Origin of the sequence: Bradyrhizobium sp. 956_D2_N1_4 (assembly GCF_052076025.1) — a bacterium.
GTDB lineage: Bacteria > Pseudomonadota > Alphaproteobacteria > Rhizobiales > Xanthobacteraceae > Bradyrhizobium > Bradyrhizobium barranii.
Map to the genome: position 1 here is coordinate 4,340,945 of NZ_CP197237.1, position 16,549 is coordinate 4,357,493.

At 65.0% G+C, this 16,549-nt stretch carries 15 protein-coding genes and 1 pseudogene; 10 read left to right on the forward strand and 6 right to left on the reverse strand.

Translation table 11 applies throughout. The features are described from left to right. Nucleotides 1-9: 9 nt before the first annotated feature. From AB7535_RS20620 to AB7535_RS20650, 7 genes and pseudogenes are all read left to right on the forward strand, one after another. The gene (locus AB7535_RS20620; RefSeq protein WP_014494267.1) at nt 10-951 is read left to right on the forward strand and encodes an ABC transporter permease; all 942 of its coding nucleotides are present in this window, start codon (nt 10-12) and stop codon (nt 949-951) included. Nucleotides 952-971: 20 nt separating this feature from the next. Continuing rightward, nucleotides 972-1,859, forward strand: coding sequence for an ABC transporter permease (locus tag AB7535_RS20625; RefSeq protein ID WP_028150021.1), 888 nt, complete (start codon nt 972-974; stop codon nt 1,857-1,859). A 14-nt stretch (nt 1,860-1,873) separates the two neighbouring features. Further along, nucleotides 1,874-3,523 carry an ABC transporter ATP-binding protein gene (locus AB7535_RS20630; RefSeq protein WP_085401683.1) on the forward strand — a complete coding sequence of 550 codons (1,650 nt, stop codon included), beginning with the start codon at nt 1,874-1,876 and terminating at the stop codon, nt 3,521-3,523. 213 nt (nt 3,524-3,736) lie between these two features. Beyond that, nucleotides 3,737-5,242: a M81 family metallopeptidase gene (locus tag AB7535_RS20635; protein ID WP_085401613.1), complete on the forward strand. Its 1,506-nt coding sequence runs from the start codon at nt 3,737-3,739 to the stop codon at nt 5,240-5,242. A gap of 13 nt (nt 5,243-5,255) precedes the next feature. Further along, nucleotides 5,256-6,419, forward strand: coding sequence for a M20 aminoacylase family protein (locus tag AB7535_RS20640; protein ID WP_085401612.1), 1,164 nt, complete (start codon nt 5,256-5,258; stop codon nt 6,417-6,419). A 2-nt stretch (nt 6,420-6,421) separates the two neighbouring features. Beyond that, on the forward strand, nt 6,422-7,843 hold the full coding sequence (locus tag AB7535_RS20645) for an amidase (protein ID WP_085401611.1): 1,422 nt from the start codon (nt 6,422-6,424) through the stop codon (nt 7,841-7,843). A 138-nt stretch (nt 7,844-7,981) separates the two neighbouring features. Continuing rightward, nucleotides 7,982-8,871, forward strand: a pseudogene (locus AB7535_RS20650) (crotonase/enoyl-CoA hydratase family protein). A 107-nt stretch (nt 8,872-8,978) separates the two neighbouring features. Here AB7535_RS20650 and AB7535_RS20655 read toward each other — a convergent pair. The 3 genes from AB7535_RS20655 to AB7535_RS20665 form a co-directional block, all read right to left on the reverse strand. Continuing rightward, nucleotides 8,979-9,956 (reverse strand): NADPH:quinone oxidoreductase family protein, encoded by a 978-nt coding sequence (locus AB7535_RS20655; protein ID WP_085401610.1) that lies wholly within the window; start codon nt 9,954-9,956, stop codon nt 8,979-8,981. Beyond that, nucleotides 9,956-10,564, reverse strand: a complete 609-nt coding sequence (locus tag AB7535_RS20660) for a 2-hydroxychromene-2-carboxylate isomerase (RefSeq protein WP_085401609.1) — start codon at nt 10,562-10,564, stop codon at nt 9,956-9,958. Before AB7535_RS20660 ends, AB7535_RS20655 begins: the two co-directional genes overlap by 1 nt. Nucleotides 10,565-10,735: 171 nt before the next feature. Next, nucleotides 10,736-11,437, reverse strand: a complete 702-nt coding sequence (locus AB7535_RS20665) for a glutathione S-transferase N-terminal domain-containing protein (protein ID WP_085401608.1) — start codon at nt 11,435-11,437, stop codon at nt 10,736-10,738. Nucleotides 11,438-11,547: 110 nt separating this feature from the next. Here AB7535_RS20665 and AB7535_RS20670 point away from each other — a divergent pair, with 110 nt between their 5' ends. Further along, nucleotides 11,548-12,570: a methionine synthase gene (locus AB7535_RS20670; RefSeq protein WP_085401607.1), complete on the forward strand. Its 1,023-nt coding sequence runs from the start codon at nt 11,548-11,550 to the stop codon at nt 12,568-12,570. Next, a complete protein-coding gene (locus AB7535_RS20675) occupies nt 12,570-12,800 on the forward strand; it encodes a hypothetical protein (RefSeq protein WP_439036804.1) in 231 nt (76 codons plus the stop codon). The genes AB7535_RS20670 and AB7535_RS20675 overlap by 1 nt, the downstream gene beginning before the upstream one ends. A 39-nt stretch (nt 12,801-12,839) precedes the next feature. Here the strand turns inward: AB7535_RS20675 and AB7535_RS20680 are convergent, their stop codons facing one another. From AB7535_RS20680 to AB7535_RS20690, 3 genes are all read right to left on the reverse strand, one after another. Continuing rightward, nucleotides 12,840-13,460, reverse strand: a complete 621-nt coding sequence (locus AB7535_RS20680) for a hypothetical protein (protein WP_085401682.1) — start codon at nt 13,458-13,460, stop codon at nt 12,840-12,842. An 86-nt stretch (nt 13,461-13,546) separates the two neighbouring features. Further along, on the reverse strand, nt 13,547-14,074 hold the full coding sequence (gene gpt / locus AB7535_RS20685) for a xanthine phosphoribosyltransferase (RefSeq protein WP_028150009.1): 528 nt from the start codon (nt 14,072-14,074) through the stop codon (nt 13,547-13,549). Between the two features lie 38 nt (nt 14,075-14,112). After that, nucleotides 14,113-14,850 (reverse strand): competence/damage-inducible protein A, encoded by a 738-nt coding sequence (locus AB7535_RS20690; protein ID WP_085401606.1) that lies wholly within the window; start codon nt 14,848-14,850, stop codon nt 14,113-14,115. A gap of 277 nt (nt 14,851-15,127) precedes the next feature. On the opposite strand from AB7535_RS20690, the gene AB7535_RS20695 reads away from it, so the two are divergent. Beyond that, entirely contained in the window at nt 15,128-16,546 is a 1,419-nt protein-coding gene (locus AB7535_RS20695; protein WP_085401605.1) for a circularly permuted type 2 ATP-grasp protein, read from the forward strand. The last annotated feature ends 3 nt before the right edge of the window (nt 16,547-16,549 follow it).

Here is a 16,549-nt window from a genome sequence, read left to right on the forward strand (position 1 = left end):
GATAGGTGCATGCTAGGTTATCTCATTCGCCGCGTTCTGGCCGCGGTGCCCGTGATGGGCGTCGTCGCACTGTTCGTCTTCCTGCTGCTGCGGCTGACGCCGGGCGATCCCGCCGCCATTCTCGCCGGCGATAACGCGACGCCGGAACGGCTGGAACGCATCCGCGACTCGCTCGGCCTCAACGAGCCGCTGATCGTGCAATTCATCACCTGGGTGAACAAGCTGCTGCACGGCGATCTCGGGACGTCGCTGATCTCCAACCTGCCAGTCATGAAGATGATCAGCCAGCGCGTCGAGCCGTCGATCTCGATCGCGCTCTCGACAATCATTCTGGCCGTCATCGTCGCCGTGCCCCTGGGCGTCATCGCGGCGTGGAAGCACGGCACCTGGATCGATCGTTTCGTGATGGGCCTCTCCGTGCTCGGCTTCTCCGTGCCGGTGTTCGTGGTCGGCTATCTCCTGATCGAGGTCTTCGCGATCGACCTTCGCTGGGTGCCGGTGCAGGGCTTCCGCAGCATCTTCAACGGCTTTGGACCGTTCTTCGAACGCATCATCCTGCCGACCTGCGCGCTCTCCTTCATCTACATCGCGCTGATCGCGCGCATGACGCGTGCGGCGATGCTCGACGTGCTTGGTGAGGACTACGTCCGCACCGCCCGCGCCAAGGGCATCAACGAGGTCGCAGTGATGATGCGCCATGCGCTGCGCAATGCCGCGGTGCCCGTTATCACCGTGATCGGCACCGGCTTTGCGCTGCTGATCTCCGGCGTCGTCGTCACCGAGAGCGTGTTCAACATCCCCGGCATCGGCCGCCTCACGGTGGACGCGGTGTTGGCGCGCGACTACCCAGTCATCCAGGCGATGATCCTGCTGACGTCGCTGATCTATGTCGTCGTCAATCTCCTGATCGACGTCGCCTACACGCTGCTCGATCCCCGGATCCGGTACTAGGGCTAAGGATAACAACAAAAATGTCCGTCGATAGCCTTCCCCAGTCGTCCATTCCGATCACGTCGCCGCTGCGGCCGCGTTTCGGATTCCTCACCTCGACGCCGATCATCGCGGCGGCCACGATCCTGCTCGCGTTGATCGTGCTGGTCTCGATCCTGGCGCCGCTGATCGCGCCGCACGATCCGGTCCAGCTTGCGCCCTCGCAGCGGCTGAAGCCGGCCTCGGCGCAGTTCCTGCTCGGCACCGACGCCTATGGCCGTGACCTCTTGTCGCGCGTCATCTATGGCGGCCGCATCTCGCTCCTGATCGGCATCGGCTCGGCGATCCTGTCGATCGTCATCGGTCTTGCGATCGGCCTCGTCTCCGGCTTCTTCAAGCTGGTCGATGCCGTCCTGATGCGCGTCATGGACGGCCTCATGGCGATGCCGAGCATCCTGCTCGCGATCGCCGTGGTGTCGCTGTCCGGCGCCAGCATCTGGACCGTGCTGGTCGCGATCACCATCCCCGAAATACCGCGCGTGGCACGCCTGGTGCGCTCGGTCGTGCTGTCCGCGCGTGAGGAACCTTACGTCGAGGCCGCGATCTCGGTCGGCTCCAGCCTGCCGAAGATCATGTGGCGACATCTGATGCCGAACACGATCGCGCCGCTGATCGTCCAGGGCACCTATGTCTGTGCCTCCGCGATCCTGACCGAGGCCATTCTCTCCTTCCTCGGCGCCGGTATCTCGCCGGAGACGCCGACCTGGGGCAACATCATGGCCGAGGGCCGTCAGTATTTTCAGCTCAAGCCGACGCTGATCTTCTGGCCGGGCCTGCTGCTTTCGATCGCCATCCTCAGCATCAATCTGATCGGCGACGCCGCCCGCGACGCCCTCGATCCCCGCATGAAGCAGCGGGAGGGCAAGTGATGACGGATCAAGTGATGACCAACCCAGTTCTCGACATCAACAACCTCGTCGTCTCCATCGGCAAGAAGCCGAAGGGCGCAAACATCATCGACGGGATCTCGATCCAGGTGCATAAGGGCGAGACACTGTGTCTCGTCGGCGAAAGCGGCTCGGGCAAGTCGGTGACCTCGCTCACCACGATGGGCCTGCTGCCGAAGGGCACGCTGGTTCCGACCGGCGGCAGCGTCAAGCTGGTCGGCGAAGAGATTCTCACCGCGACCGATCGCCGCCTGCGCCAGCTCCGCGCGACGCAGATGGCGATGATCTTCCAGGAGCCGATGACCGCGCTCAATCCGGTGGTGCCGGTCGGCCGTCAGATCGACGAGGTCCTGCGCGCCCACACCGATCTCGACGCCAAGGCGCGGAAGAAGCGCATTCTCGACATGATGGAGCAGGTCCGCCTGCCCCAGGTCGAGCGCATCTTCGCCTCCTATCCGCATCGCCTGTCCGGCGGCCAGCGCCAGCGCATCATGATCGCGATGGCGCTGGTGCTGGAGCCGAAGCTGCTGATCGCCGACGAGCCGACCACCGCGCTCGACGTCACCACGCAGAAGCAGATCCTGACGCTGATCCGCGACCTCCAGCGCGATCACGGCACCGCCGTCCTGTTCATCACCCACGACATGGGCGTGGTTGCCGAGATCGCCGACCGCGTCGCTGTGATGCGACAGGGCCGGCTGGTCGAGACCGGTCCGCTCGAGACCGTGCTGCGCAACCCGACCATGGAGTACACCCGCAATTTGCTTTCTGCGGTGCCGAGCCTGGTGCCGCGCGCGGCACGGCCCGAGACCAAGGAGCCGGTGGTGCTGGAGGCCAACGAGCTCGGCAAGGTCTATAAGGAGCGCGCCTTCTTCGGCAAAGGCCGCGAGGTCGTCGCCGCCGACAAGGTCACGCTGACGCTGCGCAAGGGCCGCACGCTCGGCATCGTCGGCGAGAGCGGCTCGGGCAAGTCGACGGTGGCGCGGTGCATCGTGCGCCTGATCGATCCGACCTCCGGCGGCGTGCGCCTTGCCGGCCGCGAGATCGCCGACATCTCGCGCCGCCTGCTCCAGCCGCACCGGCAGAAGATCCAGATCGTGTTCCAGGATCCCTACCGCTCGCTCAACCCGCGCATTACCGTCGGCGAGAGCATCGCGGAAGGCCCGATCAATTACGGCACCTCGCATGCCGATGCGATGAAGCGGGCGCGCGAATTGCTCGAGCTCGTCGGCCTGCCCGCGGACGCAGTGACGCGCTATCCGCACCAGTTCTCCGGCGGCCAGCGCCAGCGCATCGCCATTGCGCGTGCGCTCGCGCTCGACCCCGACGTGCTGGTCGCGGACGAAGCGGTCTCGGCACTCGACGTCTCGGTTCAGGCGCAGGTGCTGGAACTGCTCGACGAGATCCAGAACCGGCTCGGCATCGCCATCCTGTTCATTACCCACGATCTCCGCGTCGCAGCCCAGATCTGCGACGAGGTCGTGGTGATGCAGCACGGCCGTGTCGTCGAACAGGGCCTGGCCGCCGAGGTGCTGACGCATCCGAAGGAAGCCTACACCAAGGCGCTGCTGGAGGCCGCACCGGGCCGCGGCTGGGATTTTGCGAACTTCAGGCCGGTGTCGGAAGGCGTCGCGGCGACGGCTTGATCCGCATACTCCGTCATTGCGAGCGAAGCGAAGCAATCCAGACTGCCGCCGCGGAAAGATTCTGGATTGCTTCGCTTCGCTCGCAGTGACGGGTAGCGACCATCATCATTCGAAAATGACTTAAAGCCATGCGCGGCGGCATGGGCTCCTCGCTTGCCCCCGCCTCGAAGCCAAGGCTAACGTCGCGCACTTTCAAACGCTGGACCAGAATTAATGACACGTATAGCCGTCGGCGGCTTCCTGCACGAGACCAACACGTTCGCCCCGACGAAGGCGACTTTCGCGGACTTCCAGCATGGCGGCGGCTGGCCGGCCATGACGGAAGGCGCCGACGTATTGAAGGTGATGCGCCGCATCAATGTCGGCCTCGCCGGCTTCGTCGACAGCGCCGAAGCCAATGACTGGAACCTCATTCCGACGATCGCCTGCGGCGCAAGTCCGTCGGCGCATGTCACCAGGGACGCCTTCGAGCGTATCGTGAAGGTGATGGTCGACGGTATCGCCGCCGCCGGCCCGCTCGATGCGGTCTATCTCGATCTGCATGGCGCGATGGTGACCGAGCATCTCGACGACGGCGAAGGCGAGATTTTGGCGCGCGTGCGCCGCGTCATCGGCAAGGACGTTCCGCTGGTTGCCAGCCTCGACCTGCACGCCAACGTCACGCCCGAGATGATGGAACACGCGGATGCGCTGATCGCCTACCGCACCTATCCGCATGTCGACATGGCCGAGACCGGCCGCGCCTCCGCAAGGCACCTCGCCCTGCTGCTGCAGACCAGGCAGCGCTTTGCAAAGTCGTTTCGCCAATTGCCGTTCCTGATCGCGATCAGCTGGCAATGCACCAATGACTTTCCCACCAAGGGCATCTACGAAAAACTTGCCGCGCTGGAGAGCGACGCCGTTCCGACGCTGTCCTTCGCGCCCGGCTTCCCCGCCGCCGACTTCCGCGACTGCGGGCCGAGCGTGTTCGCCTATGGCAAGACGCAGGCCGATGCCGACCGCGCGGCCGATGCGATCGTCAAACTGATCGAAAGCCACGAGGACGATTTCGACGGCAAGATCTGGTCGCCCGACGACGGCGTGCGCCATGCGATGGAACTCGCCAAGGGCGCGAGCAAGCCGATCATCATCGCCGACACCCAGGACAATCCTGGCGCCGGCGGTGATTCCGACACCACTGGCATGCTGCGCGCGCTGGTACGCAACAAGGCGAGCGCTGCGACCGGCGTGATCTACGACCCGGTCTCGGCCAAGGCCGCGCATGCGGCCGGCGTCGGCGCCACCGTGACGCTGTCGCTCGGCGGCAAGTCCGGCATTCCCGGGGATGAGCCCTATCGCGAGACCTTCATCGTCGAAAAGCTCTCCGACGGCCGCTTCGTCGCGCCCGGCCCCTATTACGGTGGCCGCGAGATGGAGATGGGTCCCTCCGCATGCCTGCGCATCGGTGACGTCCGCGTCGTCGTCTCCTCGCACAAGGCACAGCTCGCCGATCAGGCGATGTACCGCTATGTCGGCATCGAGCCGACCGCGCAGAAGATTCTGGTCAACAAGAGCTCGGTGCACTTCCGCGCCGATTTCGAGTCGATCGCGGAAAAGCTGATGATCTGCGCCGCGCCCGGCGCGATGCCGGCCGACACAGCCACCCTGCCCTGGACGCGCCTGCGGCCGGGCATCCGCATCAAGCCGAACGGCCCCGTTTTCACGCCCCCATCACGCTAACCGGACAGGACACATGCCCACGATCGACCGCATCGACGGCTATGCCGACGAACTCACTGCTATCAGGCGCGACCTCCACGCCCATCCCGAGATCGGCTTCGAGGAAGTGCGCACCTCCGGCATCGTCGCCGACAAGCTGAAGAGCTGGGGCATCGAGGTGCACCGCGGTCTCGGCGGCACCGGCGTGATTGGCGTCATCAAGGGCAAGGGTTCGGGCGGCAAGCGCATCGGCCTGCGCGCCGACATGGACGCGCTGCCGATGGAAGAGAACACCAATCTGAAATGGAGTTCGAAAATCCCCGGCCGCTTCCACGGCTGCGGCCATGACGGCCACACCACCATGCTGCTCGGCACCGCGCGCTACCTCGCCGAGACCCGGAATTTCGACGGCACCGTGCACCTGATCTTCCAGCCGGCCGAGGAAGGCCTCGGTGGTGCGCGTGCGATGATCAAGGACGGGCTGTTCGAGAAGTTTCCCTGCGACGAGCTCTACGGCCTGCACAACGCGCCCGACCTCAACCTCGGCGAAATCGCGATCCTGCCCGGCCCCGCGATGGCCAGCGCCGACTTCTTCGACCTGCGCATCACCGGCTACGGCGCGCATGGCGCGATGCCCGAGCGCTCCAAGGACGCGGTGATCATCGCGACCACGCTGGCGCAGGCGATCCAGACCATCGTCAGCCGCAACGTCGAGCCGCTGCAGGCCGCCGTCATCTCGATCACGCAGATTCACGCCGGTTCCGCCTACAACGTCATCCCTGGCGAGGCCCATCTCTGTGGCACCATCCGCACCTTCTCGGATGAAGTCCGCGCCCTGATCGCCGAACGCATCCGCACGATCTGCGCCGGCATCGCGAGCGCCTATCAGTGCGTGATCGAAGCCGACATCCGCGACACTTTCGGCGTGCTGGTCAACCAGGTCGAGCAGTCCAAGGTGGTCGAGGAGGTCGCGCGCACCGTCGTCAACCCCGCCAACGTGATCACCCGCGCCCAGCCGAAGATGGGCAGCGAGGATTTCGCCGACATGCTGCAAACCATTCCCGGCGCCTATTTCTGGATCGGCCACGACGGCTCGGTGCCCGTGCACAATCCCGGCTTCGTGCTCGACGACAAGATCCTGCCGATCGGCGCCAGCATGTTCGCCCGGATCATCGAAACGCGCATGCCGGTAGGTTAGCAATGCACAAAAAGAGCGTCGAAGAGGCCGTCACCTCGCTGCACGATCTCTCCGCGGTCGATCTGATCGCGGGCTATCGCGCCAAGCAGTTCTCGCCGAGCGAGGTGCTGGAGGACGTGCTTGCGCACGTCGCTGCGTGGGAACCGCATCTCAAGGCGCTCTACGCGTTCGATCCCGACAGCGCGCGCGAGGCCGCGAAGGCCTCGACCGCGCGCTGGAGCGGGGGCGAGCCATCAGGCGCGCTCGACGGCGTGCCTGTGACGGTGAAGGACAACATCGCGACCAAGGGCGTGCCCATCCCGCTCGGCGCTGCGAGCGTGAAGCTCGTGCCGGCCGAGAAGGACGCCCCGCCGGCTGCGCGGCTGCGCGAGGCCGGCGCGATCATCTTCGCAAAGACCACCATGCCCGATTACGGCATGCTGTCCTCGGGACTCTCCAGTTTCCACGCGCTGGCGCGCAATCCCTGGGATCTCTCCAAGAATCCCGGCGGCTCCAGCGCGGGCGCCGGCGCGGCGGCTGCGGCTGGCTACGGCCCCTTGCATCTCGGCACCGATATCGGCGGCTCGGTCCGCCTGCCTGCGGGCTGGTGCGGTCTCGTCGGCCTGAAACCGAGTTTTGGCCGCGTGCCGATCGACCCGACCTACGTCGGCCGTGTCGCCGGTCCCATGACCCGCACGGTCGACGATTGCGCGCTGATGATGAGCGTGATTGCAAAGCCCGACCGGCGCGACGGCATGAGCCTCCCCGCCGAGCCTCTCAACTGGAAGGGGCTGGAGAAATCCCCGCGCAAACTCCGCATCGGCCTGATGCTCGATGCCGGCGTCGGCCTGCCGGCAGAACGGTCGGTCCGCGATGTTGCAGTGAAAGCCGCAAAGGCGTTCGAATCCGCAGGGAGCGTCGTCACCGAGGTCGACGGCATTTTGACCCGCGAGATGCTCGACGGCCTCGACAATTTCTGGCGCGCACGGATGTGGGACGATCTGGCCAAGCTGACGCCGTCCGAACAGGCAAAGGTGCTGCCCTACATCTTCAAATGGGGCGCATCCGGCGCAAAGCTCTCGGGTGTGGATGTCATCCGCGGCTTCAACCAGACCATGGCGATCCGGGCGGCCGCTTCAAAACTATTCTGCGAGCTCGACTATGTGATCTCGCCGACCGCGCCGAACGTGAACTATGCGGCGGACTGGGCCTCGCCCACCAACGATCCGATGCGGCCGTTCGAGCACATCTGCTATACCGTGCCGTGGAATATGTCGGAGAACCCCGCCGTCTCGATCAACGGCGGCTTCGACGCCAACGGCTTTCCCATCGGCGTGCAGATCGTCGGCCGCCGCTTCGACGATATCGGCGTGCTCGGCATGGCCAAGGCGTTCGAGGGCTTGCGCAGCGCACAGCAGCCCTGGCCGAGCCCGCCGGCAAAGTAGGCATTCCGTCATGGCCGGGCTTGTCCCGGCCATCCACGTTCTTGTACTGCTCGCATGCCCAGTCCGCGCAAGACGGACAACGGCGACCATGCGTCTCGTCTCATTGAGATCGCACTTAAGATGAGGAAGGAAACCACCATGGCGTATGAGACGATCAAATACGAGGTCGCCGAGCAGATCCTCACCATCACGCTGAACCGGCCGACAAGCTCAACGCCTTCAACGCGCAGATGCAGGCCGAGCTGATCGACGCGTTCGACGCCGCCGACAAGGACGACGACGTCCGCGCCATCATCGTCACCGGCGCTGGCCGCGGTTTTTGCGCAGGCGCCGATCTTTCATCGGGCGCTGATACCTTCGATCGCGATGCGCGGCGCGGGCCGGTAAAGCGCTTCGCGGACGGCAAGGTCGATTACAGCGATCCGCAGGTGCGCGATGGCGGCGGTCAGGTGACCTTGCGCATCTTCAAGTGCCTGAAGCCCGTCATCGCCGCCGTGAACGGCCCTGCCGTCGGCATCGGCGTCACCATGCAACTCGCGATGGACATCCGCATCGCCTCGGATGCCGCGCGCTTCGGCTTCGTGTTCTCCCAGCGTGGCATCGTGCCGGAGGCCGCCTCGAGCTGGTTCCTGCCGCGCATCGTCGGCATCTCACAGGCGCTGGAATGGTGCTATTCCGGCCGCGTCTTCCCGGCCCAGGAAGCGCTTGCGGGCCGCCTCGTCAGCAAGGTCGTAGCCCCGGATGATCTGCTGCCGACCGCCCGCGCGCTGGCCAAGGAATTCGCCGCCAAGACCGCGCCGGTGTCGGTCGCCCTGATCCGCCAGATGATGTGGCGCATGATGGGTGCCGACGATCCCATGGAAGCCCACAAGGTCGACAGCCGCGGCATCTACACGCGCGGCCGCTCGGACGACGTTAGGGAAGGCGTGGTGTCGTTCCTGGAGAAGCGTCCGGCGCAGTTCAAGAACAAGGTGTCGAGCGATATGCCGGATTATTTTCCGTGGTGGAGCGAGCGGGAGTACAAATAGAGGGATCGTAGGGTGGGCAAAGCGGAGCGTGCCCACCACTCTGATTTCGGTGAGTGATAAATGGTGGGCACGGCGCAAGAGCGCCCTTTGCCCACCCTACGGCACCGTCACTCCATCACCAGCGCCACCCGCCCGATCGCCTTGCGGTCGATCAACAGCCGCATCGCTTTGGCATAATCCTGCAGCGGCAGGCGGTGCGAGATGTTCGGGCGCAGCTTCCCCTCCTCCGCCCATTGCAGTAGCGCCTTAAGGCGCACCTCGCCGAGCGCGGGATTCTTCCGTACCGCCTCACCCGCACGCACGCCGAGCACGCTGGCGCCCTTGATCAGCAGCAGGTTGGTCTTGGCCGAGCCGATACCACCGGTAAAGCCGATCACCAGCAGCCGCGCGCCCCAGGCGATGCAGCGCATCGAGTTCTCGAACACCTCGCCGCCGACAGGATCGAACACGACGTCAGCGCCACGGCCGTCGGTGATGCGCTTGACGGCATCGCGAAACGGCTCGCGATCGTAGCGCACGAGATGATCGGCGCCGCGCGATTTCGCAATGGCGAGCTTCTCGTCGCTGGAGGCGGTCGCGATCACGGTCGCGCCCAGCATCTTGCCGATCTCGACCGCGGCAAGCCCCACGCCGCCGCCGGCGCCGTGCACCAGCAACACCTCGCCCGGCATGACCCGGCCGCGATCGATCAGCGCGTGATAGGCGGTGCCGTGGCCGGCGAGATAGGTCGCGGCTTCCGCATAGTCGAACGTCGACGGCATCGGCGTTAGCTGCGTCGGCGTCACCACCGCTTCGTCGGTGAAGGCGCCATGGCGCATCTTCACGATGACCTTGTCGCCGACGGACACGCCGCTTGCCTCTGCGCCCACCTCGGTGACGTCGCCGGCGGCCTCCATGCCGGGCGTGAAAGGCAGCTCCGGCTTGAGCTGATATTCGCCGGCCGCCATCAGCACGTCCGGAAAGTTCAATCCGGCGGCGCGGATCGCAACGCGAACCTCACCCGGTTTGACGGCGCGCGACGGAAACTCCTCCAGCCGCAACGTCTCGGGCGCGCCGAGCGCGCGGCAGACGACAGCCCGCACCATCAGGCCGCACTCGCCTTGCTGCGTTCGAGCGCCTCGCGGATCAGCGGCAGGCGGTCGTTGCCGAAGTACATGTCGGTCTTGCCCACGAAGATCGTCGGTGAGCCGAAGCCTCCGCGTGCCACGACCTCTTCCGTGTTGGCCTTGAGCTGGCCCTTGATTGCCTGCTCGGAGATGCCGGCAAAGAACTTCTGCTCGTCGACACCGACCTTCCTGCAGATCTCGGCGAGCACGGCGTCCTGCGAGATGTCCTTGTCGCCGCCCCAATAGGTCTCGAACACGGCGGTGGCGAACGGCACCATGTCTTTCCCCAGCCAGATGCAGCCGCGCATGACCTTCACGCTGTTCACCGGGAACACCGTCGGCGGCATCTTGATCGCAAGGCCGGCCGAGCGCGACCAGTCGGCGAGGTCTTTTTTCATATAGCGCGCCTTCAGCGGCACCGGCGTCTCGCGCTGCGCGTAGACGCTCGGATTGACCGTGTTGAAGATGCCGCCGACCAGGATCGGCCGCCAGATGATCTCGGCCCCCAGCTCCTTTGCCAGCGGCTGGATGTTGTGGAAGGCGAGGTAGGTCCAGGGGCTGGAACAGTCGAAGAAGAATTCGATCATGGCGTTTCCTTTGCGTCTTGTTTGTCGTGCTCTATCCCCGTCATTGCGAGCGACTTGTCCGCCATAGCTCGAAGAGCGACGGCGGAAGCGAAGCAATCCAGAATCTTTCCGCGGAACCAGTCTGGATTGCTTCGTCGCTTCGCTCCTCGCAATAACGATGGGGCGAGCAGCCTACTTCTTTCCCAGCACTTCCCTGGCACGCTGTCCGAACATGATCTTGCGTGATTCCTCGTCGAACGGCTCTTTCACGAACTTGCCGATCGCAAGCCCCGCCTGCACGAGCGGCCTTGCGCGCACCTCGGCGTACCAGCGTTTCACGTTCGGATAGTCGTCGAGCGTAAAGCCCTGCGCCTTGTGGGTCATGGTCCAGGGGAAGCAGGCGATGTCCGCGATGGAATAATCGCCGGCGACATAGGCGCCGGTCTTGGCCAACTGCCGGTCGAGCACGCCATAGAGCCGCGCGGCCTCGTCGCGGTAGCGCTCAATCGCATAAGGGATCTTTTCCGCAGCATAGAGCGCGAAATGGCCGTGCTGGCCGAGCATCGGCCCGAGGCCCGCCATCTGCCACATCACCCACTGGATGGTCGTCGAGCGGCCGCGCAGATCGCTGGCCAGGAAGCGGCCGGTCTTTTCCGCGAGGTAGATCAGGATCGCACCGGTCTCGAACGCCGAGAACGGCGCGCCGCCGTCGGCGGGTGCGTGGTCGACGATCGCGGGAATGCGATTGTTCGGGGAGACTGCCAGAAATTCGGGGCTGAACTGCTCGCCGGCGCGGATATTGACGGGCTTCACGTTATAGGGGAGCCCGAGTTCCTCCAGCATGATCGAGATTTTCCAGCCGTTCGGCGTCGGCGCATAATAGAGGTCGATCATCGCCCTTCCCTGTCGTCGCCAATGGAATAGAGAGCGACTTTTGTTGTTCTGTACCTTGACGTTAAGACATGGCAGGAAGGGGCGCAACACAACCTGCCGGGAGAGCCGCCATGCTGTTTCCAACCACGATCGCCGGCTCCTTGCCGAAACCCGAATGGCTTGCCGAGCCCAACATGCTGTGGGCGCCCTGGAAGTCGCAAGGCGCCGAGCTTCTCCGCGCCAAGCGCGACGCGACGATGCTTGCCGTCAAGGTCCAGGAGGATGCCGGCATCGACATCGTCACGGAGGGCGAGCAGGCCCGCCAGCATTTCGTGCACGGCTTCCTGGAGAAGATCGACGGCATCGATTTCGCCCACAAGGTCGAGATGGGCATCCGCAAGGACCGCTACAAGGCGATGGTGCCGCAGGTGGTCGCGCCGCTTCAGCTCAAGGGTCGTGTTCATGCCGACGAGGCGCGCGTGGCGCGCACGCACACGAAGAAGAAGCTGAAGTTCACCCTGCCCGGCCCGATGACCATCATCGACACGATTGCGGACCGTTACTACGGTGATCGCGTCAAGATGGCCTTTGCCTTCGCCGATCTCCTCAACGAGGAAGCCAAGGCATTGCAGGCCGACGGCGTCGATCTCGTGCAGTTCGACGAGCCCGCCTTCAACGTCTACATGGACGAGGTCAACGACTGGGGCATCAAGGCGCTGGAGCGTGCCGCGCAGGGGCTGACCTGCGCCACCGCCGTGCACATCTGCTACGGCTACGGCATCAAGGCCAACACCGACTGGAAGGAGACGCTCGGCGCGCAGTGGCGGCAGTACGAGCAGATCTTTCCGGCGATCGACGCGAGCCCGATCCAGCAGGTCGCGATCGAGTGCCGCAATTCGAAAGTGCCGCTCGATTTGCTCGCGCTGCTCAAGACCAAGATCGTGCAGGCCGGCGTGATCGACGTCGCCAGCGACACGGTGGAGACGGCCGAGGACGTCGTGCAGGTGATCGACGCGGTGTCGAAGTTCGTGCCCAAGAGCAATATCATCGCCACCACCAATTGCGGCATGGCGCCGATGCGGCGGGAGATCGCCGAGGCCAAGCTGATGGCGCTCGGCGCCGGTGCCGCGCTGGCGCGCGAGAAGCTGGGGTGATGGTGCTCCGAACGGCACTCGTCGTCACGGCTCTTGCGGGGATCACATTCGCTGCGCGCGCGGAGGATCGCTCCGTGCTGCTGAATTGCAAGGCCATGGTCGAGCGTGCGTCGAAGGATACGGGTACGGCAACCGAGGCCGAGCTCACCCGCTGCCGCCAGATCATGCGCGAATGTGCGCTGCGCGATGCGCGGACGACGGTGGATGAGCAAGGGCGGCCGCTGAAATAGCCACACGCTCGCTGCGTTCCCTCCCCCTTGCGGGGACGGTCAGGCGCGGTGCGCGCTGGGGTGCAATGTGACCTCATAGCCGGCGCTCATCGCGCGCAGCGTCGATGGCGGGGTCAGCAACTGCGCATCGTCAAGCTCTCGCGCGCCTTCAACATAACCCGCCGTCGACCACAGCAGCGCCCCGCCCTGCATCAGCAGAAAGCTTTCCTCGCCCTGCTGCAGCATCGCGCCGTCTGGAAGCTGGTCGAGCGGCACCAGCAGCGCATGAAGCCGCTTCTTGCCGTGATCGAGCCGCTCGTGGTGCAGCACCGTGTCGATATCGTGCATGCGGACATCACGGACGCGGTTGCCCTTCTCCCACGCAGCCCGGAAGCGATTGGCATCGTCACGGCGGCAGTAGAAGCAGGGGCGATGGCCGGCGGCGAGCGCGGTGGCCTCGTCGAGGAAGAACAGCTCGGTCCAGCTATGCGTCGTCATCACCTCGCGACGGCGGCCGCGGAATTCGCAAACACAGGTGAGCCAGGCCGGCGACGACCACCGCTTCTTGAGCAGCGTCCTGGTCGCGGGATCATGGATGATGCCGCGATTGCCGGTGAACAGGCCACGGTGCGGCGTGGCGATGATGTCGCCGGTCGGCGTGACACGGTTTTGCAGGGGCATGGCCACCTCCACCTGTCATTGCGAGCGAAGCGAGGCAATCCAGAAATGCGTCTGCGGAAATCGTCTGGATTGCTTCGTCGCTTCACTCACGCCGCGCCGTCGCGCAGCGGCGGGTGGTAGGACAGCGCGGTGTCCCAGGGGAAGAAGATCCAGGTGTCCTGCGAGACCTCCGTGATGAAGGTGTCGACCAGCGGGCGTCCCTTCGGCTTGGCGTAGACGGTGGCGAAATGCGCATCGGGCAGCATGTCGCGCACCAGCCTGCCGGTCTTGCCGGTGTCGACGAGGTCGTCGACGATCAACAGCCCTTTCCCCGTGCCGCCGCCGAGCTTCATCGCCGCCTCGGACATGCCCTTGAGGACCTGGAGCTCGCCCTGCTTGTCGTGGTCGTAGCTGGCGATGCAGACCGTATCGATGATGCGGACACCGAGCTCGCGCGCCACGATCGCGGCCGGCACCAGCCCGCCGCGGGTGATCGCGATGACGGCGTGGAACGGGCCGACCTCGTTGAGCCGCCAGGTCAGCGCCCGGCAGTCGCGGTGGAACTGGTCCCACGAAACAGGAAAGGCCTTGCCGGCCCGCTCCTGCGCGCTCAGTTCCGGTGCTTCGCCAGCCATTGTTGTCTCCTGCCAATCTTCATCCGGCAGCCTTTCTGCTACCGGGTGATGTTCAATCCCGCCAGCATTTCCTTCACCGCCGCCATCGCCGCTGCCAGCTTGTCCGCGTCGCGCGAGCGCACCACCAGATTGGTGTTCGGCTTCTGATCTTCGTCCATGAACGGATAGCTGCCGATGATGGTGTCGGGATGGGCGGTGGCGATCGCGCGCAGCGGGCTGCCGATGTCACCTTCGCGCGCATTGGCGCGGACCGATTCGGAGAGCATGCGCACGCCCGACTTCAGCTTGGGCGAGACGATGTCCATCATCGCCTGCATGATCGAGGGCACGCCGGCCATCACGATGACGTTGCCGATCTTGAAGCCGGGGGCGAGGATGGTCGCGCTCTGGATCAGCTCGGCGCCGTCGGGGATGCGGGCCATGCGCAGGCGGGCCTCGTTGAGGTCCTGCTCGCTCCAGCGCTCGCGGAAGCGGGCGACGACCTCCGGATGGTGGTCGATGCCGACGCCGAACGCCTTGGCGACGCTGTCGGCGGTGATGTCGTCATGGGTTGGCCCGATGCCGCCGGTGGTGAAGACATAGGCGTAGCGATGCCGCAGTGCATCCAACGCCGCGATGATGTCGTCCTCGTCGTCGGAGACGACCCGGACTTCCTTCAGGTCGATGCCGATATTGGTCAGGTATTCGGCGATGAAGCCGATATTCTTGTCCTTGGTGCGGCCGGACAGGATTTCATCCCCGATGACCAGAATGCCCGCCGTGACGATGTCGCTCATACCTTAAGTCCCTCACCTGTCGGCCCGACTTTGCCGAGGTAACGCGTTGAAGTCACGCGGTTTTGCTGCCGAAATAAGCAGTCCTCAGCCATTTTTTGAGGCACCCTCCCGGCTGTCCCCGGCAAATGCCACAACTCCATGCTTATCGCGCTGGCCCAGCCCTTGCTACCTCCTCAGAGTCATGCACTCTTGCCGCATGGCCAGGACGTTGCGGTCTTCACGAAGGCCTGACGACCTGTCGAATGGCGCAACGCCTTGCGGAGACAAGTCGGGATCTATGGCAGTCGCGTTTGATGAAATGAACATTCCCGGCGGGGACCTTCGCCCCGCCTATCAGGAGCTGGCGCGCTGGCTCAAGGAGACGCCTCCCGAGGCGCTCGAATATCGCCGCCAGGAGGCCGAGCTCCTGTTCCGCCGCATCGGCATCACCTTTGCCGTCTATGGCGATTCCGAATCCACCGAGCGCCTGATCCCCTTCGACGTGATCCCGCGAATCATGTCCGGCAAGGAATGGGCGCTGCTGGAGAAGGGCCTGAAGCAGCGCGTGCGCGCACTCAACATGTTCCTGCGCGACATCTATCATGGCCGCGACATCCTGCGCGCCGAGGTCGTGCCCGACGACCTGATCTTCCAGAACCCGGTGTTCCGCCCCGAGATGAACGGCCAGCAGGTGCCGCACGACGTCTACGTGCACATCGCCGGCATCGACATCGTCCGGGTCGATGCCGAGGACTTCATCGTGCTGGAGGACAATGCCCGTACGCCGTCGGGTGTGTCCTACATGCTGGAAAACCGCGAGATCATGATGCGGTTGTTTCCGGACTTGTTCGCCCGCCACAGGGTGGCGCCGGTCGAACGCTATCCGGACGAGCTGCTCTCCGCGCTGCGATCGGTGGCGCCGCAAGGCGCCTCCGGTGAGCCGACCGTCGCCCTGCTCACGCCTGGCGTCTACAACTCGGCCTACTACGAGCACTCCTTCCTTGCCGACAAGCTCGGCATCGAACTGGTCGAAGGCCGCGATCTCATCGTCAAGAACAACGAAGTGTTCATGCGGACGACCGAGGGAGTGAAGCGGATCGACGTGATCTATCGCCGCGTCGACGACGATTTCATCGACCCCCTCACCTTCCGCCCCGACTCCGTGCTCGGCGTGCCCGGGCTGATGTCGGCCTATGCGGCCGGCAACATCACGCTCGCCAACGCGGTCGGCACCGGCATCGCCGACGACAAGGCGATCTACTCCTACATGCCGGACATCGTGAAGTTCTATCTCGGCGAGGAGCCGATCCTGAAGAACGTGCCGACGTGGCGTTGCCGCGAACCGAAGGACCTTGCCTATGTGCTCGACAATCTCGGCGAGCTCGTCGTGAAGGAGGTCCACGGCTCCGGCGGCTACGGCATGCTGATCGGCCCCGCCGCGACGAAAGCGACAATCGAGGCCTTCCGCGAGAAGCTCAAGCGCGAGCCGGAAGGTTTTATCGCGCAGCCGACACTGGCGCTCTCGACCTGCCCGACCTGTACGGCAAGCGGCCTCGCGCCACGCCACGTCGACCTGCGGCCCTTCGTGCTCACCGGCAGCAAGAACACCACGATCGTGCCCGGCGGGCTGACACGGGTCGCGCTCAAGGAAGGCTCCCTGGTGGTGAATTCGAGCCAGGGCGGCGGCACCAAAGACACCTGGATCCTGGACGAGTAGTCA

Excerpts from the sequence above, each read along its gene's own strand:
- AB7535_RS20620 (WP_014494267.1), top strand. The coding sequence starts at position 10 with ATGCTAGGTTATCTCATTCGCCGCGTTCTGGCCGCGGTGCCCGTGATG.
- AB7535_RS20625 (WP_028150021.1), top strand. The coding sequence starts at position 972 with ATGTCCGTCGATAGCCTTCCCCAGTCGTCCATTCCGATCACGTCGCCG.
- AB7535_RS20630 (WP_085401683.1), top strand. The coding sequence starts at position 1,874 with ATGACCAACCCAGTTCTCGACATCAACAACCTCGTCGTCTCCATCGGC.
- AB7535_RS20635 (WP_085401613.1), top strand. The coding sequence starts at position 3,737 with ATGACACGTATAGCCGTCGGCGGCTTCCTGCACGAGACCAACACGTTC.
- AB7535_RS20640 (WP_085401612.1), top strand. The coding sequence starts at position 5,256 with ATGCCCACGATCGACCGCATCGACGGCTATGCCGACGAACTCACTGCT.
- AB7535_RS20645 (WP_085401611.1), top strand. The coding sequence starts at position 6,422 with ATGCACAAAAAGAGCGTCGAAGAGGCCGTCACCTCGCTGCACGATCTC.
- AB7535_RS20655 (WP_085401610.1), bottom strand. The coding sequence starts at position 9,956 with ATGGTGCGGGCTGTCGTCTGCCGCGCGCTCGGCGCGCCCGAGACGTTG.
- AB7535_RS20660 (WP_085401609.1), bottom strand. The coding sequence starts at position 10,564 with ATGATCGAATTCTTCTTCGACTGTTCCAGCCCCTGGACCTACCTCGCC.
- AB7535_RS20665 (WP_085401608.1), bottom strand. The coding sequence starts at position 11,437 with ATGATCGACCTCTATTATGCGCCGACGCCGAACGGCTGGAAAATCTCG.
- AB7535_RS20670 (WP_085401607.1), top strand. The coding sequence starts at position 11,548 with ATGCTGTTTCCAACCACGATCGCCGGCTCCTTGCCGAAACCCGAATGG.
- AB7535_RS20675 (WP_439036804.1), top strand. The coding sequence starts at position 12,570 with ATGGTGCTCCGAACGGCACTCGTCGTCACGGCTCTTGCGGGGATCACA.
- AB7535_RS20680 (WP_085401682.1), bottom strand. The coding sequence starts at position 13,460 with ATGCCCCTGCAAAACCGTGTCACGCCGACCGGCGACATCATCGCCACG.
- gpt (WP_028150009.1), bottom strand. The coding sequence starts at position 14,074 with ATGGCTGGCGAAGCACCGGAACTGAGCGCGCAGGAGCGGGCCGGCAAG.
- AB7535_RS20690 (WP_085401606.1), bottom strand. The coding sequence starts at position 14,850 with ATGAGCGACATCGTCACGGCGGGCATTCTGGTCATCGGGGATGAAATC.
- AB7535_RS20695 (WP_085401605.1), top strand. The coding sequence starts at position 15,128 with ATGGCAGTCGCGTTTGATGAAATGAACATTCCCGGCGGGGACCTTCGC.